The organism is Ruegeria sp. CDSB117 (genome assembly GCF_059611005.1).
On the sequence record NZ_JBXWOS010000015.1, the window covers coordinates 116,657 to 138,388 of the forward strand.

General features: G+C 57.1%; 24 protein-coding genes. 11 read left to right on the forward strand and 13 right to left on the reverse strand.

Features of this window, described 5'->3' with window-relative positions:
* Positions 1 to 6: 6 nt before the first annotated feature.
* Positions 7 to 561, reverse strand: a complete 555-nt coding sequence (locus tag AC2FJC_RS16450; RefSeq protein ID WP_496740298.1) for a hypothetical protein — start codon at positions 559 to 561, stop codon at positions 7 to 9.
* A 216-nt stretch (positions 562 to 777) separates the two neighbouring features.
* On the reverse strand, positions 778 to 2,469 hold the full coding sequence (locus tag AC2FJC_RS16455; protein WP_496740299.1) for an acyl-CoA dehydrogenase family protein: 1,692 nt from the start codon (positions 2,467 to 2,469) through the stop codon (positions 778 to 780).
* 145 nt (positions 2,470 to 2,614) lie between these two features.
* Here AC2FJC_RS16455 and AC2FJC_RS16460 point away from each other — a divergent pair, with 145 nt between their 5' ends.
* Positions 2,615 to 3,379, forward strand: coding sequence for a sulfite exporter TauE/SafE family protein (locus AC2FJC_RS16460; protein WP_496740300.1), 765 nt, complete (start codon positions 2,615 to 2,617; stop codon positions 3,377 to 3,379).
* On the opposite strand, the gene AC2FJC_RS16465 is transcribed toward AC2FJC_RS16460, so the two are convergent.
* The 3 genes from AC2FJC_RS16465 to AC2FJC_RS16475 form a co-directional block, all read right to left on the reverse strand.
* Positions 3,376 to 3,840, reverse strand: a complete 465-nt coding sequence (locus AC2FJC_RS16465; RefSeq protein WP_496698571.1) for a hypothetical protein — start codon at positions 3,838 to 3,840, stop codon at positions 3,376 to 3,378. The two genes, AC2FJC_RS16460 and AC2FJC_RS16465, sit on opposite strands and share 4 nt — an antisense overlap.
* Positions 3,841 to 3,951: 111 nt before the next feature.
* On the reverse strand, positions 3,952 to 4,242 hold the full coding sequence (locus AC2FJC_RS16470; protein ID WP_058273655.1) for a hypothetical protein: 291 nt from the start codon (positions 4,240 to 4,242) through the stop codon (positions 3,952 to 3,954).
* Between the two features lie 372 nt (positions 4,243 to 4,614).
* Positions 4,615 to 6,213, reverse strand: a complete 1,599-nt coding sequence (locus AC2FJC_RS16475) for a phosphoenolpyruvate carboxykinase (protein ID WP_058273265.1) — start codon at positions 6,211 to 6,213, stop codon at positions 4,615 to 4,617.
* A gap of 348 nt (positions 6,214 to 6,561) precedes the next feature.
* Here AC2FJC_RS16475 and AC2FJC_RS16480 point away from each other — a divergent pair, with 348 nt between their 5' ends.
* The 7 genes from AC2FJC_RS16480 to AC2FJC_RS16510 are packed head-to-tail and all read left to right on the forward strand — an operon-like array spanning position 6,562 to position 11,975.
* On the forward strand, positions 6,562 to 7,266 hold the full coding sequence (locus tag AC2FJC_RS16480) for a response regulator transcription factor (protein WP_496727077.1): 705 nt from the start codon (positions 6,562 to 6,564) through the stop codon (positions 7,264 to 7,266).
* 32 nt (positions 7,267 to 7,298) lie between these two features.
* A complete protein-coding gene (locus AC2FJC_RS16485; protein ID WP_496740301.1) occupies positions 7,299 to 9,008 on the forward strand; it encodes a sensor histidine kinase in 1,710 nt (569 codons plus the stop codon).
* Positions 9,009 to 9,011: 3 nt separating this feature from the next.
* Positions 9,012 to 9,482: an HPr kinase/phosphorylase gene (locus tag AC2FJC_RS16490; RefSeq protein ID WP_496740302.1), complete on the forward strand. Its 471-nt coding sequence runs from the start codon at positions 9,012 to 9,014 to the stop codon at positions 9,480 to 9,482.
* Positions 9,479 to 10,360: an RNase adapter RapZ gene (rapZ, locus tag AC2FJC_RS16495; RefSeq protein ID WP_496740303.1), complete on the forward strand. Its 882-nt coding sequence runs from the start codon at positions 9,479 to 9,481 to the stop codon at positions 10,358 to 10,360. The genes AC2FJC_RS16490 and rapZ overlap by 4 nt, the downstream gene beginning before the upstream one ends.
* Complete coding sequence (locus tag AC2FJC_RS16500) at positions 10,357 to 10,749, forward strand: PTS sugar transporter subunit IIA (protein WP_170561187.1); 393 nt, start codon at positions 10,357 to 10,359, stop codon at positions 10,747 to 10,749. The genes rapZ and AC2FJC_RS16500 overlap by 4 nt, the downstream gene beginning before the upstream one ends.
* A 17-nt stretch (positions 10,750 to 10,766) precedes the next feature.
* Positions 10,767 to 11,036: an HPr family phosphocarrier protein gene (locus AC2FJC_RS16505; RefSeq protein ID WP_058273259.1), complete on the forward strand. Its 270-nt coding sequence runs from the start codon at positions 10,767 to 10,769 to the stop codon at positions 11,034 to 11,036.
* Between the two features lie 39 nt (positions 11,037 to 11,075).
* Positions 11,076 to 11,975 carry a lysophospholipid acyltransferase family protein gene (locus tag AC2FJC_RS16510; protein ID WP_496740304.1) on the forward strand — a complete coding sequence of 300 codons (900 nt, stop codon included), beginning with the start codon at positions 11,076 to 11,078 and terminating at the stop codon, positions 11,973 to 11,975.
* Between the two features lie 72 nt (positions 11,976 to 12,047).
* Here the strand turns inward: AC2FJC_RS16510 and AC2FJC_RS16515 are convergent, their stop codons facing one another.
* Positions 12,048 to 12,923, reverse strand: coding sequence for a 3-hydroxybutyryl-CoA dehydrogenase (locus tag AC2FJC_RS16515; protein ID WP_496740305.1), 876 nt, complete (start codon positions 12,921 to 12,923; stop codon positions 12,048 to 12,050).
* Between the two features lie 162 nt (positions 12,924 to 13,085).
* Between AC2FJC_RS16515 and AC2FJC_RS16520 the strand changes: the two genes are divergently transcribed.
* Complete coding sequence (locus AC2FJC_RS16520) at positions 13,086 to 13,907, forward strand: DUF6473 family protein (RefSeq protein ID WP_496740306.1); 822 nt, start codon at positions 13,086 to 13,088, stop codon at positions 13,905 to 13,907.
* Between the two features lie 60 nt (positions 13,908 to 13,967).
* Here AC2FJC_RS16520 and AC2FJC_RS16525 read toward each other — a convergent pair whose 3' ends face one another.
* The 6 genes from AC2FJC_RS16525 to AC2FJC_RS16550 all read right to left on the reverse strand — a co-directional run bounded on the left by AC2FJC_RS16525 (position 13,968) and on the right by AC2FJC_RS16550 (position 18,300).
* Positions 13,968 to 14,897, reverse strand: a complete 930-nt coding sequence (locus AC2FJC_RS16525) for an electron transfer flavoprotein subunit alpha/FixB family protein (RefSeq protein WP_058278924.1) — start codon at positions 14,895 to 14,897, stop codon at positions 13,968 to 13,970.
* A complete protein-coding gene (locus AC2FJC_RS16530) occupies positions 14,897 to 15,655 on the reverse strand; it encodes an electron transfer flavoprotein subunit beta/FixA family protein (protein WP_058278923.1) in 759 nt (252 codons plus the stop codon). Before AC2FJC_RS16530 ends, AC2FJC_RS16525 begins: the two co-directional genes overlap by 1 nt.
* A gap of 264 nt (positions 15,656 to 15,919) precedes the next feature.
* On the reverse strand, positions 15,920 to 16,492 hold the full coding sequence (locus AC2FJC_RS16535; RefSeq protein WP_058278922.1) for a cob(I)yrinic acid a,c-diamide adenosyltransferase: 573 nt from the start codon (positions 16,490 to 16,492) through the stop codon (positions 15,920 to 15,922).
* A 3-nt stretch (positions 16,493 to 16,495) separates the two neighbouring features.
* Complete coding sequence (locus AC2FJC_RS16540) at positions 16,496 to 16,696, reverse strand: twin transmembrane helix small protein (RefSeq protein ID WP_496740307.1); 201 nt, start codon at positions 16,694 to 16,696, stop codon at positions 16,496 to 16,498.
* 80 nt (positions 16,697 to 16,776) lie between these two features.
* Positions 16,777 to 17,604: an SDR family NAD(P)-dependent oxidoreductase gene (locus AC2FJC_RS16545; protein ID WP_113791295.1), complete on the reverse strand. Its 828-nt coding sequence runs from the start codon at positions 17,602 to 17,604 to the stop codon at positions 16,777 to 16,779.
* Between the two features lie 69 nt (positions 17,605 to 17,673).
* A complete protein-coding gene (locus tag AC2FJC_RS16550; protein WP_496740308.1) occupies positions 17,674 to 18,300 on the reverse strand; it encodes an SH3 domain-containing protein in 627 nt (208 codons plus the stop codon).
* 202 nt (positions 18,301 to 18,502) lie between these two features.
* Between AC2FJC_RS16550 and parC the strand changes: the two genes are divergently transcribed.
* Together parC and AC2FJC_RS16560 are read left to right on the forward strand one after the other, a co-directional pair.
* Positions 18,503 to 20,851, forward strand: a complete 2,349-nt coding sequence (gene parC, locus AC2FJC_RS16555; protein ID WP_496740309.1) for a DNA topoisomerase IV subunit A — start codon at positions 18,503 to 18,505, stop codon at positions 20,849 to 20,851.
* A 97-nt stretch (positions 20,852 to 20,948) separates the two neighbouring features.
* Positions 20,949 to 21,542: a hypothetical protein gene (locus AC2FJC_RS16560; protein ID WP_496740310.1), complete on the forward strand. Its 594-nt coding sequence runs from the start codon at positions 20,949 to 20,951 to the stop codon at positions 21,540 to 21,542.
* Here the strand turns inward: AC2FJC_RS16560 and AC2FJC_RS16565 are convergent.
* A partial coding sequence (locus tag AC2FJC_RS16565; protein ID WP_496740311.1) for a hypothetical protein occupies positions 21,520 to 21,732 on the reverse strand: 213 nt, incomplete at its 5' end. The genes AC2FJC_RS16560 and AC2FJC_RS16565 overlap by 23 nt on opposite strands.

Genomic DNA, 21,732 nt, shown 5'->3' on the forward strand with positions numbered 1-21,732 from the left:
GCCAGCTTAGTAGGGGATCTCGCCGCTGATAAGTTCTTCGCGAACGTCTAGGCGTGGCCTCCAGTTGTATCTGGTGTCCACGCTTACCTGATCCCAAAACAACGCACCGCTGTTGCGCCATGGGTCAAGGATGATGCCGTCCTTCATAGCATCCCCCTTGGCGCTGATTGCTGCAGAGTGGTGGATGATCCGGAACGCGGTTGGCGGCGAGGTGGCCCAGTGGATGTCTAAAGTGCGGAAGTTTTCCTTCTGCAGGCGACGGCTCATGGCCTGCGCCCAGTCGTTGCACAACCCCTTTTCCCGGAACCCGTTGATGACCTTGGCGTTATGGATAATCGCCGGGTCTGTGACGTTCCAATCCCGCTTCAGTTGCTGCGAATAGGTGTAGGCGATGTTGGCGGCCTTTTGCGCCTCGGCGGGATCGACTTGGGGTCCAAGGTTTTCGATCGCCAGTGCCAGCTCGTCTATCTCGGTGTAGCCCGCCACAGGCTGGGTTGTGGCGCATCCGCCCAGTATCAGGGCTGCAACGGTCGCCCAAAGCGCAAAAATCAGTCGGGTCATTCTGTCATCACCATCCTTGGGCCCGGTCTGGGTCGAGCGTGCCCTAAAGGGGTTTCAACAAAAAGCAAAGGGGGAAGTTTTTTTGGGTGAGGATCAGAAAAGGTCTCTATCCGGTCACAGATCGGATGGCATGAATTTCAAACTGGGGTACGGAATAAAGAAAATGACCCGGCACAAGGCCGGGTCTAGTTGGGGAAACGGGATGCCTAATTCCGGTTAGCCCAGCAAACGCCGTGCAATAACCTGTGCCTGAATTTCGGCAGCCCCTTCAAAAATATTTAGAATGCGCGCGTCACACAGAACGCGGCTAATCTTGTATTCCAGAGCGAACCCGTTGCCGCCATGGATTTGCAGTCCGTTATCCGCCGCAGCCCAGGCCACACGAGCACCAAGCAGCTTGGCCATGCCGGCCTCAAGGTCGCAGCGATGACCGTGGTCTTTTTCCCAGGCCGAGAAATAGGTCAGCTGACGGGCGATCATGATCTCGACCGCCATCATGGCCAGCTTGCCGGACACACGGGGGAAGTTGATCAGCGACTTGCCGAACTGTTTGCGGTCCTGCGCGTATTGCATCGCGATATCCAGCGCGCTTTGGGCCACACCAATGGCGCGGGCAGCGGTTTGAATACGTGCGCTTTCGAAGGTTTCCATCAGCTGTTTAAAGCCTTTGCCTTCTTCACCACCCAACAGGTTCTCGCCCTTGACCTTGAAGCCATCAAAGCCCAGCTCGTATTCCTTCATGCCGCGATAACCCAAAACTTCGATCTCACCGCCGGTCATGCCGGGGGTGGGGAAAGGGTTCTCATCTGTGCCCGGCGTCTTCTCCGCAAGGAACATGGACAGACCGCGGTGATCGGTGGTGTCCGGGTTGGTCCGGGCCAGCAGCGTCATCACATGGGTCCGCGCCGCGTGGGTGATCCAGGTTTTGTTGCCGGTGATTTCATAGTCACCGTCCGCGTTCTTGACCGCACGTGCACGCAGGCTGCCCAGATCCGAGCCGGTGTTTGGTTCGGTGAAAACTGCGGTCGGCAGAATTTCGGCGCTGGCCAGTTTTGGCAGCCAGTTGGCTTTTTGTTCATCGGTGCCGCCCGCGATTATCAGCTCGGCCGCGATTTCGGAGCGCGTACCAAGAGAGCCCACGCCGATATAGCCGCGTGACAGTTCCTCGGACACGACGCACATCGAGGCTTTGGACAGGCCGAACCCGCCGAATTCTTCGGGGATGGTCAGGCCAAAGACACCCATTTCTGCCAGTTCCTCGATGACTTCCATCGGGATCAGTTCATCTTTGAGGTGCCAGTCATGGGCGTAGGGTTCGACCTTTTCGACCGCATAGCGGCGGAACTGGTCACGGATCATCTCAAGCTCTTCGTCCAGACCCGAGGCACCGAACATGGTGGCACCGGCCTGATCTTCCATCAGCTTGACCAGACGGCTGCGGGCGGCCTGAGAATTGGCCTGCGCCATCAGTGTTTGAATTTCGGGGATCTGAAAACCGGAAAGCGCGTCCCAGCCCAGACCCATATCCTGAAGGCGGACAACCTCGCCCTGGTTCATCGGAATGCCGCCTGCAACCTGGTGCAGGTATTCGCCAAAGGCGATTTGGTGCAGCAATTGTTCGATCTCGCCGAACTTGCCATCGGCCTCCAGCGCTTCGGCCCAGCGTTGCATCTGTTTCAGAGACTGAGAATAAGTGGCCAGCCATGACAAGCCATGGGCGGCAGTTTGATTGGCTTCGATCAAGGAACCGGAAACACGGCCATCGGCGGAAACCATACCGCGCACCGACTCGCGCGCACGCTCGAACACTGTTTCAACGGCGGGTGCGGCCGCACGGGTCAGCGTCAGAAGATCGGGCAAAATCGCAGGTGTTGTCATCTGGGTCATATCCTGTCCGTCATGGGCCATGAATCGTGTCCTTTTCTCGTGTCGTCTGGTCATATCATGCTGCACGTGCAGCGCAACAAAAATACGTATTACGTTGCAAAAAAGTTCTAATATTTCTCGAACGTTTTTGCAGTGCAGCGCCCGTCAGGAATGATATCAGGGGGCCATGACATTGTTTTCTTTATTACCTCCACAGGATCTTCTGCTGGCTCTGAGCGTTGCGTTTCTGGCAGGGTGGGTCAAAGGTATTGTCGGTTTTGCCATGCCGATGGTTATGGTTTCAGGGTTGAGTGTCTTTCTGCCACCCGAGCTGGCCATCGCGGGCCTGATCCTTCCGACACTGGTAACTAATGTCTTTCAGGCTTTGGGACAGGGTGTTTCCGCGGCCATGTCGTCGGTCAGGGAGTTTCGCATCTTTCTAATCGTGGGCTTGGTGTTCCTTCTGGCCGGAGCCAAGCTGGTCACTTTGGTGCCGACATCGACCTTCCTGTTGATGATCGGCGTTCCGGTCACCTTCTTTGCCTTGATTCAGGTCCTGGGTGTGAAACTGGTGCTGAAAGAACCATCGGCCCGTGTTGAGGTTCTCATTGGGGCCGTCGCAGGATTTGTGGGCGGTATGTCTGGAATTTGGGGGCCGCCAACGGTGGCGTACCTGACGGCCCTGAACACACCGAAAGCCGTGCAAATGCGGGTGCAGGGGGTCATTTATGGGCTAGGTGCAATTGCCCTGATGGTTGCCCATATGGGATCAGGTATCCTGCGGGCCGACACGGCGCCGTTCTCGGCTGCTCTGATCGCTCCAGCAGTGATCGGGATGTGGGTGGGTATGCAGTTGCAATCGAGAATCGATCAGGCGTTGTTTCGCAAAGTGACTTTGGTTGTGTTGTTGGCCGCTGGGTTGAACTTGCTGCGCCGCGGTCTGATAGGTTAAGTTCTGCGGTCCATAAACCGAAACGCGAAGTAAAGCCCCAGCATCAGGAAAAACAGCCCCGAGATATCGCCGATCAGAAAGGCGATGTACTCTACCCCTGCGCTGCCAAAACTCATGTTTGTCATAGCGGATGCCAGGAACGACGTGATCACGCCGACACCCATGACGCACAACCAGCAGGGTTTGCGATCGGGTCTGGGGAACAAGTCCCAACCTGCCCACTTGAGCAAGTAGAACACGGTGGGAACCGTTGTGACCGCGATGACAATTGCCAACAAGCGGCTGGGCAAAAAGACATCTGCACCCCCCAGGAATGCAAAGACTGCAAAGACGCCCGGCAACAATGCGAAAATCGCACGCCACCCTAATAGCCACGCCGCCAGGACCCGAACCCCGTGAGGTAGGAACAGCAGGCTGGCCCGGCTTGGATATTCCGGAAAGAACACGTTTTGCAGCGGCATCAAGACCTCAAAGGTGAGGAATGATGCAACTATGTAAGCCAGTGAGGCGAAGAAAGTGTCAGAGGCCCATCTGCGCACGATGATTAGCCATCAACACGCAGGTTGGCGGTGTCACCTGGGCGCATGTACGATATACCGCCCCCGGTTGGCGTTGCCGCTTTGAGACAGATAGCCTTTTTGGACCAGCGACTTCAGCGCACGGAAAAATGTCGGGCGCGAGACGCTTTGAACAAGGGTATGCTCGATCAAACCGAACGTACGGACTTCCTGATCGGCTTTCGACAATTCTTCAGCCGCGTAGTAAATGTCACGCTCAACCGGAGAGAGTTGTTCCAGCCCAAGCGTCCGTTCCATACTCTGCATCAATTTGCGAAGTTCGGTCAGTTTCGAGATTTCCGTCATTTGTTTTACCTGTCGTTTTCCCTGTCGCCTTTCGCGCTAAAGCGAAAGTTAGAAACTCGCCGAAACTGAATTTTTTCAGCACGTCTCATGTTGACACCCATCCCCGATGGATTACACTAGATATCTGATTAGGTTGCTCAAATCGCGAATGTGAGTGCGCGCTCATTGAGTGTCCCCAAGGTCTTTTTACTTCCCGCCCGGTGCGAAAGCGCCGGGCTTTTACGTCATAATGACACAGTGGAGTACTGCAATCTGCTGCAGCGGGCAATGAATTTGTATATGCAAGGTGTATTATACAACCACAAGAAGATTACCGCAAAGTTACTCGCCTGTGGGGGGGGAGGAAGGGGGCGAAAACCGCCCCCTTTGATATCAACCAATTGCGACGGCTTTGATGTCATCGTCAATAAAGGGCAGATACTGCTCGAAGTTCTCGGCAAACATCTGCACCAGTTTTTCAGCCTGCTTGTCGAATGCGGCCTGGTCATCCCAGGTGCGTCGCGGATCCAGCAGAACCTCGGCCACGCCAGGCACGGATACCGGGACGTCAAAGCCGAAATTGGCGTCTTTGCGGAACTCGGCGTCGCGCAGCGATCCTTCCAAGGCAGCTGTCAGCAACGCGCGGGTTGCGCGGATCGGCATCCGGCTGCCAACGCCATAGGCGCCGCCGGTCCAGCCAGTGTTCACCAACCAGCAAGTTGCACCGTGTTGAGCGATCTTGTCGCGAAGCAGGTTGCCGTATTCTTCCGGGCGGCGCGGCATGAAGGGTGCGCCAAAGCAGGTCGAGAATGTCGGCTGAGGCTCGGTCACGCCACGCTCGGTTCCTGCGACTTTCGACGTGAAGCCAGATAGGAAGTGATACATCGCTTGTGCCGGTGTCAGTCGCGCGATCGGAGGCAGAACACCAAATGCGTCACAAGTCAGCATGATGATGTTCTTGGGGTGCCCACCCAGCGCGCTGCTCGAGGCGTTCGAGATATACTCCAGCGGATAGGCGCAGCGCATGTTCGCGGTCAGAGAGTCATCCTCGAAATCCAGTTCCTTGGTTTCGGGGTCAAAGACCATGTTCTCGATCACAGTGCCGAATTTGCTGGTGGTCGCATAGATTTCCGGCTCGGCTTCAGCGTTCAGATTGATGGTCTTGGCATAGCAACCGCCTTCGAAGTTGAAGGTGCCGCGATCCGACCAGCCATGTTCGTCATCGCCGATCAACGTGCGGGCAGGGTCTGCAGACAGGGTGGTCTTGCCGGTGCCGGACAGGCCAAAGAACACGGCGGTGTCGACCGGGTTGCCAACGGCGTGATTGGCCGAACAATGCATCGGCATCACGCCTTTTTCCGGCAGCATGTAGTTCAGCAGGGTGAAAACCGATTTCTTGTTCTCGCCCGCGTATTCCGTACCGCCGATCAGGATCATCTTGCGGTCGAAGTTCAGCGCAATCACGGTCTCACTGTGGCAGCCATGCTTGGCCGGGTCGGCCTGGAAGCTGGGGCAGTTGATGACGGTGAAATCTGCAATGAACTCTTCAAGGTCTTCGCGATCCGGACGGCGCAGCAAGTGGCGGATAAACAGGTTGTGCCATGCCAGTTCGGTGACCATGCGCACATTGATCGAATAGGCGGGATCGGCGCCGCCGACGAGATCCTGCACGAAATAATCCCGGCCCTTCATATGCTCGAGCATATCGGTATACAGCGCGTCAAAACCCTCGGGGGTCATCGCGGCGTTGTTTTCCCACCAGATGGTATCGGCAACACTGTCGGTTTTGACGACGTGTTTGTCCTTGGGCGAGCGGCCGGTGAATTTGCCGGTGGTGACCAGGAAAGCTCCACCATTGCCCAGAGTGCCTTCGCCGCGCTTCAGCGCCTCTTCGATCAGCGCCGGTTCCATGAAGTTGTAATAGACATTGCCCAGACCCTCGATGCCCTGATCTTCGAGGCGGAATTGCGGGTTAACCCGTCCAGATGTCATGCGTTTCTTCTCCTGTGGCGGCGCGTCGGCGGTTGGGCCGGGGGGCGCACTTGGGGCAGTATACCGGGAAAAACCGGCGGATGGGCGGGTCTTAACATGGTCGTTTGGGGCATGAACAGGACGGTTTGGCGCAGTTAGCGCAACCAAGTTAAAGTTTAGCGCCACCACTAATTTCCTGTCGGAAAACAAGGCGCTTTTCCGCGCGCATTAACGGCTTTTTTGCCGCATCTGTGTGACAACAATCTCACGATTCGCAGATACGGATTGATTCGCGGCCATAAAAACGACAAAGATGCCCTACTAATAAGCGAATTATTGCGTGAGTGAGCAGGAATAGGGGTTAACCCGATGTCGAAGATTGCATTGGTGGACGACGACAGAAATATTCTGACGTCCGTATCCATGACACTCGAAGCCGAAGGGTTCGAGGTTGAAACTTATAATGATGGGCAGGCGGCGCTGGACGCTTTCAACAAGAAACTGCCTGATATGGCTGTTCTGGATATTAAGATGCCGCGGATGGATGGGATGGATCTGTTGCAGCGGCTGCGGCAGAAAACTCAGATGCCGGTGATATTCCTTACCTCCAAAGATGACGAAATAGATGAGGTTCTTGGCCTGCGCATGGGCGCGGACGACTACGTCAAGAAACCCTTTTCCCAGCGTCTTCTGGTTGAACGCATCCGCGCGCTGCTGCGCCGGCAAGAGGCGACAACTGGCGATGTGGCAACCGCCAACACAGGTGACGCCAAGGTTATGGAACGCGGCGATCTGCGGATGGATCCTCTGCGCCATGCGGTCAGCTGGAAGGGCTCGGACGTTTCTTTGACCGTAACCGAGTTTCTGTTGTTGCAAGCGTTGGCTCAGCGACCGGGCTTTGTCAAAAGCCGCGATCAGCTGATGGATGTAGCCTATGATGATCAGGTCTATGTGGATGATCGCACGATCGACAGCCACATCAAGCGACTGCGCAAGAAAATGCGCGCCGCAGATCCTGAGTTTTCGGCGATCGAAACACTGTACGGAATTGGGTACAGGTACAACGAAGAATAGGCGTGGCCAAATACTAGGGGTAACCAAGTCTCGTGCGCGATACGGAACAAGCCAGCGAATTGCGGGACGGTGATGTCGTTCTGGGGGATGATTGGGTCATCCCGCAGGATCCCGAGTCAGCCGAACTTCGGCACGCGCGCCGCCGCCGCGGCTTGTTTGCAATGCGCGGCTCGCCGCTTGCGCGCAAGATCATCACGCTCAACCTGATCGCCTTGGTGATCCTTGTCACCGGGTTGCTGTATCTGGACGATTCCCGTGATGAGCAGGTTCAACAGACCGCGCGCAATCTGATCGGGGATGCGCAGTTGGTCAGCAACGTGTTCGAAGCACAGTTGCGCCAGACAGCATCCGGCCTGTCACAGGATGCCGGCACACTGGACGTAAAGGACACGCTGGAGGGCCTTACATTGCCCCAAGGGGGCGAGGTCTTTGTCTATGACGAACGGGGAACTCTGATTGGATGGGCGCGTGGCGCAGCATCCGAGCAGGCGTTGTTGGCGTCCGAGTCCGAGGTTCAGACCGGCAGTACCTTGATCAGCGACGCCTTGAACGCCGTGTGGACGGGCTTGTCGCGTGTGTTCTCCGCCACAGAACCCAGCGAAGCGCCTACCCTGGCGCAACGGGTACAGACCATAGTTCCCGGCGCGCTGCAGGGGCAGATGCAGGTGCAGGCCGTCAAGGATGACTTTGGCGAAACGGTCATTGTTGCAGCCGCCCCGATCCTGCAAGATGGCGTCGCGGTAGGGGCCGTTGCCATGGCCGGGCCATCCGGAGAGATTGACGCCCTCGCCCGTCGCGAGCAGGAGCGCATCCTTCAGATGTTTGTTGTCGCGCTTCTTGTGTCGATCGGACTAAGCCTTGTTCTCGCCTCAACCATCGCAAACCCGTTGGCGGATCTTGCGGCGGCCGCCGAACTGGGTAAGGACCGGGGCGCCGGAGTGAACCCCGGCCGTATCCGCATCCCAGACCTGACCGCGCGTCCGGATGAAATCGGTCTGCTCAGCCGCGCGCTGCGGGGTATGGTCACCGCGCTTTATAACCGAATTGACGCGAACGAACAGTTCGCCGCTGATGTCGCGCATGAGATCAAGAACCCTCTGGCCAGCCTTCAGTCTGCCGTGGGCACGTTACGAATGGTCAAACGCGATGACCAACGTGAAAAGCTGATGGGTGTGATCGAACATGATGTTCGCCGTCTGGACCGTTTGGTCAGCGATATCTCGAACGCGTCCCGTCTGGATGCCGAACTGGTCAAGGAAGAAGAACAGCCGTTTGATCTGGTGAAGCTGGTTGGCAATATCAGCCAGTATCTGGGTGAAGATGCGCGGGCAAAGGGCATCGACTATATAACGGATCTGCCGTCCAATCCGATCGTAATCAACGGGCTGGAGGCGCGGCTGGCGCAGGTTTTTGTCAACCTGATTACCAATGCCACCTCGTTCTGCGAGGAAAGCGATGCGATCCGTGTCTGGGTCCGACGGCGCGAAAACAGGGTGCTGGTCGTGGTCGAAGACACCGGCCCCGGTATTCCTGAACAAGCCCTGACCAAGGTCTTCAAAAGGTTCTATTCCGAGCGTCCCGCCGAACACTTCGGAAACAACTCGGGCCTGGGGCTGGCAATCTCAAAGCAGATTGTCGAAGCACATGGTGGTGTGATCTGGGCTGAGAACATCCGACCAACCGACGCCGATATCACCTCGGACCCGCTGGGTGCGCGATTTGTTGTCGGGTTGCCTGTGTAAATTATGAACGCCCCGTCAATTTATGATTTGGAAGAACAGGACAGTGCCATACTCCACGCCAGTTGTGTGGCTGTCGGCGGGCGCGGTCTGCTGATTGTTGGCGCGGCAGGGGCGGGAAAATCCGCGCTGGTCTTGCAGATGATGGCGCTGGGTGCCGAACTTGTCGGTGATGACCGCGTGGCTTTACACAATAGCGGCGGTGAAGTGACCGCTGATGCGGCCCCGAATATCCGCAGCGTTGTTGAGGCCCGCGGTATCGGATTGTTGCGCGCGCCACCCGTAGGACCCGTGGATTTGCGATATGTGGTGGATCTGGACCAAAGGGAAGAAGCACGTTTGCCAGATCCGATCTCGATCCGAGCCCTGAGGCAAACAATCCCCTTGCTTCGCGGTAGCGGCGTCCCCAATTTGGCTTCAGCATTGATGCAACTGATGAAAATGGGGCGCGTAAACCCGGAATGGCCCAGCAAATGAAACAACAGCGGCGGATCGTTTTGATCACCGGTCCTTCGGGCGCTGGGCGGACGACGGCGATCCGTGTGCTTGAAGATTTGGGGTTCGAGGCCATCGACAATTTGCCGATGGGCCTTTTGATGCGCTTGTTGGACGGTCCGGAAAACGATCGGCCCATGGCATTGGGCATCGATGCCCGAAATCGCGATTTCTCGACCATTGGGTTCATTGATCTTGTTATGCGGCTGCGGCGGACCGAGCAGGTCGAGCTTACGGTTCTCTATCTTGATTGCCGAAACGAAGTGCTGCTGCAGCGGTTCTCGGAAACCCGAAGACGCCATCCCGTTGCGGCCAACGCAGGTCCTGAAGCCGGTGTGCTGCAGGAAAAAGAGCTGTTGGCCCCGATCCGTGAAATTGCCGACATTCTGATCGACACCAGCCAGATCAACGTTCACCAGTTGCGCAAGGAGGTCGAGCATTGGTTCGCTCCAGAAGGCGGCCGACATCTGGCGGTATCCATCGAGTCTTTTTCGTACAAACGCGGCTTGCCGCATGGGTTGGACATGGTTTTTGACTGCAGGTTTCTGGCCAACCCCTATTGGCGTCCGGAATTGCGGGCCGAAGATGGTCGAAACCCGGACGTGGCGCGCTATGTACAGTCTGACGCGAATTACGCGCCGTTTTTCGACCGCGTTGTCGATCTGCTGAAATTGTTGTTGCCCGCTTACCGCGCCGAAGGCAAAGCGCACCTTTCGGTGGCATTTGGGTGTACCGGAGGGCAACACAGATCGGTCGCAACCGCAGAAGCGGTCGCAAAGGCCCTTGCACAGGAGGGGCAGCAAGTGGCAATTAGGCACCGCGAAATGGAACGTCGATCGTTGAATGAGAGGCCGGATTGATCGGGATCGTACTCGTAGCACATGGCGGGCTGGCTCAGGAATATCTGGCCGCAATGCAGCATGTTGTCGGAAAGCAACCTGGACTGGCCGCAATCTCGATCGAGGCTGACCACGACCGGGAAGCCAAGCAGTCGGAAATCTGCACCGCCGCTGACGGTGTGGATGTCGGCGACGGCGTGGTTGTTGTCACCGATCTGTTTGGCGGCAGTCCGTCGAATCTGAGTCTGAAGGCCTGCACCCCGCAGGACCGCCGTATCCTCTACGGTGCAAATCTGCCTATGCTGATAAAATTGGCCAAAAGTCGCCACCTGCCGATCGGGGATGCGGTTCGGCGGGCTATGGAGGCTGGACGCAAGTATATCAATGCCCAAAACGTGACGTTGGATTAAGACCGGATTGATTAAGAATGACCAACCGAAGCTTGAAAATAATCAATGAAAAAGGCCTGCACGCCCGCGCCTCGGCTAAGCTGGTCGAAGTGGTCGAGGGGTTTGACGCCCAGGCAGAGGTGTCCAAAGACGGGCTTTCTGCATCAGGGGACAGCATCATGGGTCTTTTGATGTTGGCAGCGTCTCGCGGAACGACTATTGACGTCGAGACGTCCGGACCGGATGCTGAGGCGTTGGCGGATGCATTAGAAACCCTTGTGAACGGAAAGTTCGGGGAAGGGTTCTGATCCTGCCAGTCGCGATACGAAGAACGGGAAAACCAGGAATTGGCGCAAACGAGGCACGAGACCAAGACAGGCCCGGTGGTGGACGGGGCAGAAGATCAGGGCGAAATCTATGATCGCAGAACCCTGACCTACGCGAACTCCTTCGACGATGTCTGGACGTCTACAGCCATCCGCGCCATTGAATGGTGTACGGGTAAGCTGACTATCCTGCGGATGGTCAACAAGTTCGAGAAGAAGAACGAATACTATCGCGGCCAGCGGTTCTGGGGCGGCGCGCTTGAGGTTATGGGCATCAACCTCACTACTCCGAAGGAACAGTTTGCAAATATCCCGAAAACCGGACCCGTAGTTGTCGTGGCCAACCACCCGCATGGCATGGTCGACGGTATGATTCTGGCGGAACTGATCGGACAGGTTCGCAATGACTATCGTATCCTGACCCGTTCTGTCCTGACCGGGTTGGACGAGGCGGCGACCTCGTTCATGATCCCGGTTCCCTTTCCACACGACCCCGAAGCGCAAACCAAAATGCTTGAGATGCGCGGCAAGGCGATGGAACACCTGAAGGAAGGTGGCGTTGTTGCTCTGTTCCCGTCAGGTGTGGTGATGTCCTCGGACGATTGGTTCGGCCCTGCGCAAGAACAGGAATGGAATGTGTTTACCGCCAAGATGATCCGCCGATCCGGCGCGCAGGTGGTCCCGATTTTCTTCCCCGGCAGCAATTCGCGCGCCTATCAGATTGCCAACAAGCTGTCGCCGATCTTACGGCAGGGGCTGCTGTTGCATGAGATCGTCCGCTCTTGCAACAAACCGCAATCTCCGGTGATTGGCGAACCGATTTCGGACGAGGAAATGAAGCTGTTGGAAAGTGATCCGCGCGGTTTCATGGCGTGGCTCAGAAAGCGCACAATGGCGCTTGGTAAATCACGCAATCCCTGATCCGCTCTTCATCTGGCTGAAAAAATCCCGGGGGTGAACCCGGATGAAAGCCGGTCGAGGGGGCTGGCCCCTCTAGCGCGTTGGGACCGGAGTTTCACCTCTGTAGTCATAAAACCCGCGTTCGGTCTTGCGGCCCAACCAGCCGGCTTCGACGTATTTCGTCAACAGTGGACAAGGCCGGTACTTGGTGTCTGCCAATCCGTCATGCAACACGTTCATGATCGCCAGGCAAGTGTCCAGCCCGATGAAATCAGCCAGTTCCAGTGGCCCCATCGGGTGGTTTGCACCCAGCCGCATCGATTGGTCAATCGACTGCACGCTGCCGACCCCTTCGTAGAGGGTGTAGACAGCCTCATTGATCATCGGCATCAGAATGCGGTTCACGATGAAGGCTGGGAAGTCTTCCGCGCTTGCTGCGGTTTTGCCAAGCCGGTCCACAACCGCCTTACACGATTTGAACGTCTCTTCATCCGTGGCAATCCCCCGGATCAGCTCGACCAGCTGCATCACGGGCACCGGGTTCATAAAGTGGAACCCCATAAAGCGTTCCGGCCGATCCGTTCGGCTGGCCAGGCGGGTAATCGAGATTGAGGACGTATTGGATGTCAGAATCGTATGGGGCAGAAGATGCGGCTGCAGGTCTTCGAAAATCGCCTGTTTGATTGCTTCCCGCTCGGTTGCGGCTTCGATCACCAGATCGGTCTGACCCAACTGGGGCAGCTCCAACGTCGTGTTGATCCGGCTCAGCGTGGCTTGCATCATTTCGTCTGAGATTTTGCCTTTTGATGCCTGTCGGGCCAGATTGGCTTCAATCGTCGCCACGGCGCTGTCCAGCGCGTCCTGCGAGACATCGTTCAGCAGAACGTCATACTCCGCCAGCGCCAGAACATGAGCAATGCCATTGCCCATCTGGCCTGCGCCAATCACTCCGACCGATTTTACATCCATATTCAGGTGCCTTTGTGTCTCGGGATATGGCGACAGTATCGACAGATCGGGGCGGGCGGCAAGGGGATCGGACCGATCGATTTTGCTTCAAATGCGCACATTAGGATTTTCTCAAGACTTGCGGCTGCAAGATGGCAACCGGGTGAAAAATGGGTGAGTGATATGAGCTATCATCAAACAGGCTCGGGGGGACCTGGGCATGAGGTATGCCAATATGACGGATCGCGGCTGTGGTTTCGTGGCGCTCGGCGTGTTCTGGATCAACCTTACGCGGCGTGCGTCGGCGGGGATGAGACATTTGGGCGATTCGTTGACCGACCATTCTCAGCTATTCTCGAAGACCGGCTTGAAAGACGCGTTCTGAACTTTGGATGCCTGTTCAGCGGCGTCGATGCGCTGTGCGATGACAAGGGGTTATGCGATTTACTAAGAGGCGCAGATCTGTGCGTCATGCAGGCGCCAGGGCTTCTTGGACAGTCCAACCATTTCTATCGCGTTCATTCCGGGCGCAATGACCGATTTCTGGCGCCAACGAAGGATTTGATCAGCCTGTATCCCGAAATTGACTTCACCGAGGTTCATTTCGTGCGCCACTTGATGAGCTGCCTGCAAAAGGTTCGCGACGCGCGCATCGAAGTTGTTCTGGACGAATTGCGCCGAAACTGGGTTCGTAAGATCGGTAAATTTCTTCAAGACCTGGATATTCCGGTGATCCTCTTGCGCCTACACGTCCTTCGAGGAGAACTGGGCGCGCATCATATGGACAGCGCTAATGTCGGCGTAACGGATCAAATGATCAAAACCGTTGGCAAACCCTGCGCGCATATTGTCGACGTCAAAACCCATGTGTGCGGCCAGTCTGACGAGATTGAGGACATGTTGTTCGGTACACTGCAACAGCCAATGGCAGAGCACATGATTGGCCCAGCTGCCCACCGGGCGATTGCTGCAGCTTTGATGGGGCCTATTCGCAATCTGCATTAAAAAAGGCCCGCCAATTGGCGGGCCTTTCCAAATTTCGCGATGAATAAGCTAAGCCAGCGGTTAGCCGAGTTTCTCGGTCAGTTCAGGCACTGCCTGGAACAGATCTGCAACCAGTCCGAAATCCGCAACCTGGAAGATCGGCGCTTCTTCGTCTTTGTTGATCGCAACGATAACTTTCGAGTCTTTCATACCAGCCAAGTGCTGAATCGCGCCCGAGATGCCAATCGCGACATAAAGGTCGGGTGCAACAACCTTGCCGGTTTGACCGACCTGCCAGTCGTTCGGTGCATAGCCCGAGTCCACGGCGGCGCGCGATGCGCCAACAGCGGCGCCCAGCTTGTCAGCCAGACTTTCGATCAGTTTGAAGTCCTCTTCCGAGCCGACACCACGGCCGCCCGAGACAACAACGCCAGCCGAGGTCAGTTCCGGACGGTCGCTTGCGGCAACCTTGTCCTCGACCCATGACGACAGACCTGGGTTGTCACCAACCGAGATGGTCTCAACCGCAGCCGAGCCGCCTTCGCCAGCCGCGTCAAAGGACGCGGTACGGAAGGTGACGACTTTCTTGGCATCGTGTGACTTCACGGTCTGGATCGCGTTGCCCGCATAGATCGGACGCTCAAAAGTCGAGCCGTCAACCACGCCAGATGCATCCGAGATCACCATCGCGTCCAGCAGGGCTGCAACGCGCGGCATCACGTTCTTGGCGTCGGTGGTCGCTGGGGCAACGATGTGCTCATAACCATCAGCCAGACCGACGATCAGGGCCGCGGTCGATTCAGCCAGGCGGTGGCCCAGCGACGCGTCTTCGGCAACCAGTACCTTGGACACACCGTCGATTTTGGCGGCGGCTTCACCGGCAGCAGCGGCAGAACCGCCCGCGGCCAAAACGGTGATGTCACCCAGTGCCTTTGCGGCAGTGACAGCCTTGGCGGTGGCGTCCATCGCCAGTTCGCCGTTGTTGACTTCTGCGAGAAGAAGAACAGCCATTACACAGCCCCCGCTTCTTTGAGTTTCTCGACCAGCTCATCAACCGAGCCGACGACGATGCCAGCAGCACGTGCCGGCGGCTCTTCGGTTTTGACGACTTCCAGACGCGGGGTGACGTCGACGCCGTAATCGGCGGCGGTTTTCTCGTCCAGCGGCTTTTTCTTCGCCTTCATGATGTTCGGCAGAGACGCATAGCGCGGCTCGTTCAAGCGCAGGTCAACAGTGACGATGGTCGGCATCTTGACGCTGATGGTCTGCAGGCCGCCGTCTACTTCTCGGGTGATCTTGGCGCTGTCGCCTTCGATGTCCAGCTCGGACGCGAAGGTGCCTTGCGACCAGCCCAGCAGGGCCGACAGCATCTGACCGGTAGCGTTCATGTCGTTGTCGATCGCTTGCTTACCAGCCAAAACGATGCCGGGTTGCTCTTCCTCGACCACTTTGGCCAGGATCTTGGCAACGGCCAGCGGTTCGATGTCTTGATGGACGTCATCGGCGGCAACAACCAGAATGGCGCGGTCAGCGCCCATGGCCAGTGCGGTGCGTAGGGTTTCCTGCGATTGCTTGACGCCAATCGAAACCGCAACGATTTCGTCAGCCTTGCCCGCTTCTTTCAGGCGAATCGCTTCTTCCACAGCGATTTCGTCGAACGGGTTCATCGACATTTTGACATTGGCGAGATCAACACCGCTACCGTCCGCTTTCACGCGAACTTTCACATTATAGTCAATCACGCGTTTGACAGGCACGAGTACCTTCATTTTGCGCTTGCTCCTCACAAAAAACGGTAAGCCGCGAAGCGACTCCACCAATGCTCTCGGGGGACTGAATAGCGTCTCAGTTCACGCTGCAACAGGGCAAAATCGTCACGTCATGAACTTGAGACGTCGCGTTTCATGTATTTTGACGCAACGGCGTGAAATTTTATTGCTTTGGTGGCCGGTGCTAGAGCTTTGGGCCCCACCCGTTTGGCTGGGGTTTTGCTTTGTTGGTCGCTGCAGGGTTCGCCGGACCCCGCGCCAACTTCAGCGGTTTGCGCCCGGAACCCACAAAACGTCCGCAGTGCCGTTTTCGTTGGCGCAGCGGGCGGCAACAAAAAACCAGTCACTCAGACGATTGAGGTATTTCACCGCGACTGCGTTGACGGGTTCCATGTTGGTCAGCTCGACCGCAAGGCGTTCGGCGCGGCGGGATACGGTTCTGCAGACATGCAGATTCGCTGCCAGACGCGACCCGCCGGGCAAGATGAAGCTGCGCAGCGGCTCTAGCGTTTCGTTCATCACGTCAATCTCGGCTTCCAACCGATCAATCTGAGATGCAACGATGCGCAGGGGCGGGTAATCGGCCTCGGCGTCTTTTTCCATGTCGGGGCGACAGAAATCTGCGCCCAGATCGAACAGGTCGTTTTGAATGCGCGCCAGCGCAGCATCGACATCGCCTTCCGCCTCGGTCCGGGCAACGCCGACAAAAGCGTTCAGTTCGTCAACGGTCCCATACGCGGCCACGCGACCAGAATATTTAGCAACACGCTCGCCGTTGCCCAGCGCAGTTTTTCCATCATCGCCGGTACGAGTGTAAATCTTGTTCAGAACGACCATTTATTAAACTCCTTGCCCGCGCAGGTAGACGTAGAGCACGATCAGCACCACAGCAATGAACTGGAACAGAATGCGAAGGCGCATCATCTTGTTGCTTTTCATCGCAGCAGCTTTGCCGCTTTTGCCGAAATTGGAGATGCCGATCGCCAGCACGACGACGACCGCCGCCATGGCCAACAGCAAAATGACCATCAAAAGGTCCATAAGCACACCGTCCGCGTTTCTTGTTTCGTTTGGCTATCATCTAGCCTCATGTACATGAAAAGCGAACGGGTAATTTCGCCTCAGACGTCCGACAGAATGCGGTCGATGGTGCGGGTGGGCAAAAGGCGGCGCAGATACCCGGCGATATAGGTTGGCGTGGTCACATAGTAGCGCGCGCGCGGCCTTTTTGATTCAACCGCATGGGCGAGCTTGTCGGTCACCGCTGATGCAGGCAGTTCGAAACGATCCGGACCTGAGGATTCGTACAGTCTTTTCAACAGAGAAGCCTCGTATTTTTCGCGCAGGGCCGAATTCTCCCAGTTGATGAAACGTTCAAAGAAGGGGATCGAATTCTCGCGGATTTTCGATGTGATTGGGCCGGGTTCGATCAGGATGGCCTTGATATTCGTTCCGGCAAGTTCCAGACGCAGCGTGTCGGTAAGACCTTCAATGGCATATTTTGTCGCGACATATGCGCCGCGCCATGGGAAGGCCACCAGGCCCAGAACCGACGAATTCTGAACGATTCGCCCGTGCCCCTGCGCGCGCATGACCGGAATCACCAGTCGGGTGAGTTCATGCCAGCCAAAGAAGTTGGCCTCGAATATCACGCGGAGCCCTTCGGTCGGTAGATCTTCAACTGCGCCGGGCAAGCCGTGCGCACCGTTGTTGAACAGCGCATCCAGGGTACCTCCGGTGGCCTCAAGCACTTCGGTCAGGCCTGATGCGATACTTGCGGCGTCGGTATAGTCGATGCGCGGGCTTTCAAAGCCTTGCGCGCGCAGCCGGTCGCAATCACGCTGCTGGCGGCAGGATGCAAAGACACGCCAGCCGCGCGCTCGCATACCGTGTGCCGCGTCCAGGCCGATGCCGGACGAGCAGCCGGTGATAAGAATGGTTTTCTGCATGATCTTCCTGACCTTCAATTCAGGCCAAAGCTATTGCGAGGTGCGGGTCAGGACAATGACGGTGCAGCGTCAGTTTTGAATTTTTCGAACCAGTGAGGCTGAAATCCAACCGACCTGTTGCGCGGGCAACACGCGAAGACGCAGCCAGCCGGTTCCGGAATCGCTCAGCACCTCGACCTTCTGTCCGATGGCCGCTTTGCCGACAATTGGGTAAATGGTACCGGGTCCATCGCGCATGTTCACCCGTGTTCCCGAGATTTCGCGGATGTCTTTTTCAGGTTCGGGAACCGCCGCAGCCTCTGATGTTTCCGGCAGGGGCGCTTCATCGGTCTGACGCAAACCCGCTACGCCGTCTTCCAGCGAAGCAAGCGTGATGTTTGCGCTCTGGTCATCGAACACCGAGATGCCGGACAAAGACTGAAGGCTGGCTGGTTCGGCCACGATCTGCACGATCTCTTCGGTTTCAGGTTGGGGTTGTGCGCGCACCGTCGGTGCCCGAACGGCCACATTGGTCACAAGCTCTTCGGTCACAAGCTCTTCAACCCGAGCGGGTGCTACTGCTGCAGGTTGGGATACAGAGGCAACGCGCACAGGTTGATCGCTCCGCAAGCCGCGCGGTTCGAAATTTGGTCCACCGCTCATAACGTAAAAACACCAGCCAAGTGCAGTGAAAGTCAGAATAATAAGGCGCGTCATGGCGCATCCCCCAGGTCAATCGTTAGGTACAAGAAATCGGCAGCAGTCTAATGAAGACAGCCTACCATATTTCGGGGTCCGAGTCGAAAACCGGGGGAATTCCGGGACTTGTCTCCCCCTGTTGCAAAAAGCGCGACTTGTCCCCAGCAAAATCTAAGCTGATTGCTTTACCCGCGCGCGCTTGCGGCGTATCACATCATATATGAACGATACGATCGACGACCCCAATATGGAGGCCCCCGACAATGGGGGCGAGGTAGCTGAACCGCTGCGCCGCGCGATTGGCGAACGCTATCTGACCTATGCGCTGTCCACCATCATGCACCGGGCATTACCCGATGCGCGCGATGGGCTGAAGCCTGTGCACAGGCGAATCCTCTATGCGATGCGCGAACTTCGACTCAGCGCAACGGGCGGGTTCCGTAAATCCGCCAAGATTTCCGGCGACGTGATGGGTAACTATCACCCGCATGGCGATGCCGCGATCTACGACGCGATGGCGCGTCTGGCGCAGGATTTCAACGTTCGCTACCCGCTGGTCGACGGGCAGGGTAACTTTGGCAATATCGACGGTGATAACCCGGCGGCCTCACGTTACACAGAGGCGCGGATGACCATCGTGGCCGAAGCGTTGCTTGAGGGGCTGAACGAAGACGCCGTCGATTTCCGCGACAACTATGATGGCACGCTGTCCGAGCCGGTCGTACTGCCGGCGCAGTTTCCGAACCTGCTGGCCAATGGGTCCAGCGGAATCGCGGTGGGCATGGCAACGAATATTCCGCCGCATAACATCTCAGAGCTCTGCGACGCCTGTCTGCATCTGATCAAGACGCCGGATGCGCGCGATGACACACTATTGAACTATGTTCCCGGTCCGGATTTTCCGACCGGAGGTGTGATCGTTGAGCCACCCGAGAACATCGCGCAGGCCTACCGCACCGGACGAGGATCGTTCCGTCTTCGCTGTAAGTTCGAGGTTGAAGATCTGGGCCGCGGCCAGTGGCAGATCATTGTTACCGAGATCCCTTATCAAGTTCAGAAATCCAAACTGATCGAAAAGATCGCGGAACTGATCCAGACCAAGAAAATCCCGATCCTTGCCGACGTACGCGACGAATCCGCAGATGACATCCGCCTGATCCTCGAACCGCGCTCCAAGAACGTGGACCCCGAGGTGTTGATGGGCATGCTCTATCGCAACTCGGATCTTGAGGTTCGGTTTAGCCTGAACATGAACGTGCTGATCGACGGCGTGACGCCCAAGGTCTGCTCGATGAAGGAAGTGCTGCGCGCCTTCCTTGATCACCGGCAAGAAGTGTTGCTGCGCCGCTCGCGTCACCGTATGGCGAAGATCGACCACCGGTTGGAGGTGTTGGAAGGCTTTATCGTCGCCTTCCTGAACTTGGATCGTGTGATCGACATCATCCGCTACGACGACGACCCCAAAGCTGCTCTGATGCGCGAGGATTGGGGCATCGACCACGTCCGTGCCACCAGCGAGGCGGACTATGTCTTGCCCAAGCCGGGCGAGGGCGAATTGTCCGAGGTTCAGGTCGATGCGATCCTCAACATGCGTCTGCGGTCCTTGCGCCGTCTTGAAGAGATGGAACTGGTTCGTGAGCGCGACGCATTGATGCTGGAACGCGCCAATCTCGAAGACTTGCTGGCTGACCCGACCCTGCAATGGGCCAAAATCGCCGAGCAGCTGAAAGAGACCAAGAAGACCTTTGGCAAAGACTATGAAGGTGGCGCCCGCCGGACTCAGTTCGCCGAGGCCGGGCAGGTTGAAGAAGTACCGCTTGAGGCAATGATCGACAAAGAACCGATCACGGTCGTCTGCTCTCAGATGGGCTGGATTCGCGCCATGACCGGTCACATCGACCTGAAGCGCGAGCTGAAGTTCAAGGACGGCGACGGCCCGCGTTTCATATTCCACGCTGAGACGACTGACCGCTTGTTGGTGTTTGCCTCGAACGGACGATTCTACACGCTCAGCGCCGCCAATCTGCCGGGTGGGCGCGGTATGGGCGAACCGCTGCGCCTGATGGTCGATCTGCCGAATGAGGCACAGATCATCGACATCCTGATCCACAAGCCAGGGCGCAAGCTGTTGGTGGCGTCAGACGCGGGTAACGGTTTCATGGTGCCCGAAGATGACGTGTTGGCCCAGACCCGCAACGGTAAGCAGGTGCTGAACGTCAAAGCTGACGAGACGGCGATGATCTGTAAGCCCGTATCGGGCGATCACGTCGCGGTTGTGTCGCAGAACGGCAAGTTCTTGGTGTTCCCAGTGGAAGAGCTGCCCGAAATGGGTCGCGGTAAGGGCGTACGTCTGCAGAAATACAACATGGCGCGCGGTCGGCAGGGCACACTGGAACTGGATGGTGGCCTGTCCGACATCACCACCTTCAATTGGGAAGAGGGCCTGAAATGGTCCATGGGTGGCGACAAGACCCGGCACGAGGCGGACATGTCACAGTGGCTGGCCAAACGGGCCAGCGTTGGGAAAAAAGCGCCTTATGGTTTCCCACGCGACTATAAATTTTCGTGAGTAAGCGCGCTTGCAAGTGGATTTCTGCCGATACGGCATGGCACAAGCGGTATCGTTGCGCTAGATCAATGAAAAACAGGCATATCGAGACGAGAACATGTTGCGAGCTTTGACCCTGATTACCGGACTGGCCCTGATGGGCGCGTGCACGCAGACACAGGTTTACGAAGAGCCTGAATCGCTGGGCGAATTCAAACTGCGCGTCAACTACGCATTTGCCGAAAAGGCCCGGCAGGGGCCGGTGTCGCGGGATGCGACGCCCAAAGAGTGGGAAGACGCCATTCAGAACGCCGTGAATATTCGGCTTGGCCGATATGAGGGCGCTCAGGAATACGACATTGGTATCAGCCTGGAAGGCTACATGTTGGCACCTCCGGGTGTGCCCGTGATCTACAATCCCAAAAGCACGGCAATTGTCCTGGTGAACGTCTATGACGTGCGCAAAAAAGAGTTTCTGGCCAAAGGAAAACAGTTTCAGGTGCTAGAAGACACGACCGGTGAAAGTGCACTCACGGGATCTGGTCACTCGCGCACCAGAGAAGAGCAAATGGATGGCCTGGCGCTCAAGGTTGCCGATCGTGTCGAGGAATGGCTGGCTGAGGAACACAAGGACAATGGCTGGTTTGACCGGCGCCCGGACTTGATTCAGCCGCTGGACTCCGTCGAGGTCACCCAAAATCCGGCGTCTTAACCAGCTTTTCACGCAGGATGTGCTTGATTTTCCCCTTTGAACCAAATATCTCGCGCGCGCAGATGTAACCACGGGACCAAGGGTCCCCCAAATCGCAAAAGGGCGCCTGAGGAATGGCAAAGGAAAAGTTTGAGCGTAATAAGCCGCACGTCAACATCGGCACGATTGGCCACGTTGACCACGGCAAGAC

Coding starts and splice junctions, on each gene's coding strand:
- AC2FJC_RS16450 (WP_496740298.1), bottom strand. CDS start 561: ATGACCCGACTGATTTTTGCGCTTTGGGCGACCGTTGCAGCCCTGATA.
- AC2FJC_RS16455 (WP_496740299.1), bottom strand. CDS start 2,469: ATGGCCCATGACGGACAGGATATGACCCAGATGACAACACCTGCGATT.
- AC2FJC_RS16460 (WP_496740300.1), top strand. CDS start 2,615: ATGACATTGTTTTCTTTATTACCTCCACAGGATCTTCTGCTGGCTCTG.
- AC2FJC_RS16465 (WP_496698571.1), bottom strand. CDS start 3,840: ATGCCGCTGCAAAACGTGTTCTTTCCGGAATATCCAAGCCGGGCCAGC.
- AC2FJC_RS16470 (WP_058273655.1), bottom strand. CDS start 4,242: ATGACGGAAATCTCGAAACTGACCGAACTTCGCAAATTGATGCAGAGT.
- AC2FJC_RS16475 (WP_058273265.1), bottom strand. CDS start 6,213: ATGACATCTGGACGGGTTAACCCGCAATTCCGCCTCGAAGATCAGGGC.
- AC2FJC_RS16480 (WP_496727077.1), top strand. CDS start 6,562: ATGTCGAAGATTGCATTGGTGGACGACGACAGAAATATTCTGACGTCC.
- AC2FJC_RS16490 (WP_496740302.1), top strand. CDS start 9,012: ATGAACGCCCCGTCAATTTATGATTTGGAAGAACAGGACAGTGCCATA.
- rapZ (WP_496740303.1), top strand. CDS start 9,479: ATGAAACAACAGCGGCGGATCGTTTTGATCACCGGTCCTTCGGGCGCT.
- AC2FJC_RS16505 (WP_058273259.1), top strand. CDS start 10,767: ATGACCAACCGAAGCTTGAAAATAATCAATGAAAAAGGCCTGCACGCC.
- AC2FJC_RS16515 (WP_496740305.1), bottom strand. CDS start 12,923: ATGGATGTAAAATCGGTCGGAGTGATTGGCGCAGGCCAGATGGGCAAT.
- AC2FJC_RS16520 (WP_496740306.1), top strand. CDS start 13,086: ATGAGCTATCATCAAACAGGCTCGGGGGGACCTGGGCATGAGGTATGC.
- AC2FJC_RS16525 (WP_058278924.1), bottom strand. CDS start 14,897: ATGGCTGTTCTTCTTCTCGCAGAAGTCAACAACGGCGAACTGGCGATG.
- AC2FJC_RS16530 (WP_058278923.1), bottom strand. CDS start 15,655: ATGAAGGTACTCGTGCCTGTCAAACGCGTGATTGACTATAATGTGAAA.
- AC2FJC_RS16535 (WP_058278922.1), bottom strand. CDS start 16,492: ATGGTCGTTCTGAACAAGATTTACACTCGTACCGGCGATGATGGAAAA.
- AC2FJC_RS16540 (WP_496740307.1), bottom strand. CDS start 16,696: ATGGACCTTTTGATGGTCATTTTGCTGTTGGCCATGGCGGCGGTCGTC.
- AC2FJC_RS16545 (WP_113791295.1), bottom strand. CDS start 17,604: ATGCAGAAAACCATTCTTATCACCGGCTGCTCGTCCGGCATCGGCCTG.
- AC2FJC_RS16550 (WP_496740308.1), bottom strand. CDS start 18,300: ATGACGCGCCTTATTATTCTGACTTTCACTGCACTTGGCTGGTGTTTT.
- parC (WP_496740309.1), top strand. CDS start 18,503: ATGAACGATACGATCGACGACCCCAATATGGAGGCCCCCGACAATGGG.
- AC2FJC_RS16560 (WP_496740310.1), top strand. CDS start 20,949: ATGTTGCGAGCTTTGACCCTGATTACCGGACTGGCCCTGATGGGCGCG.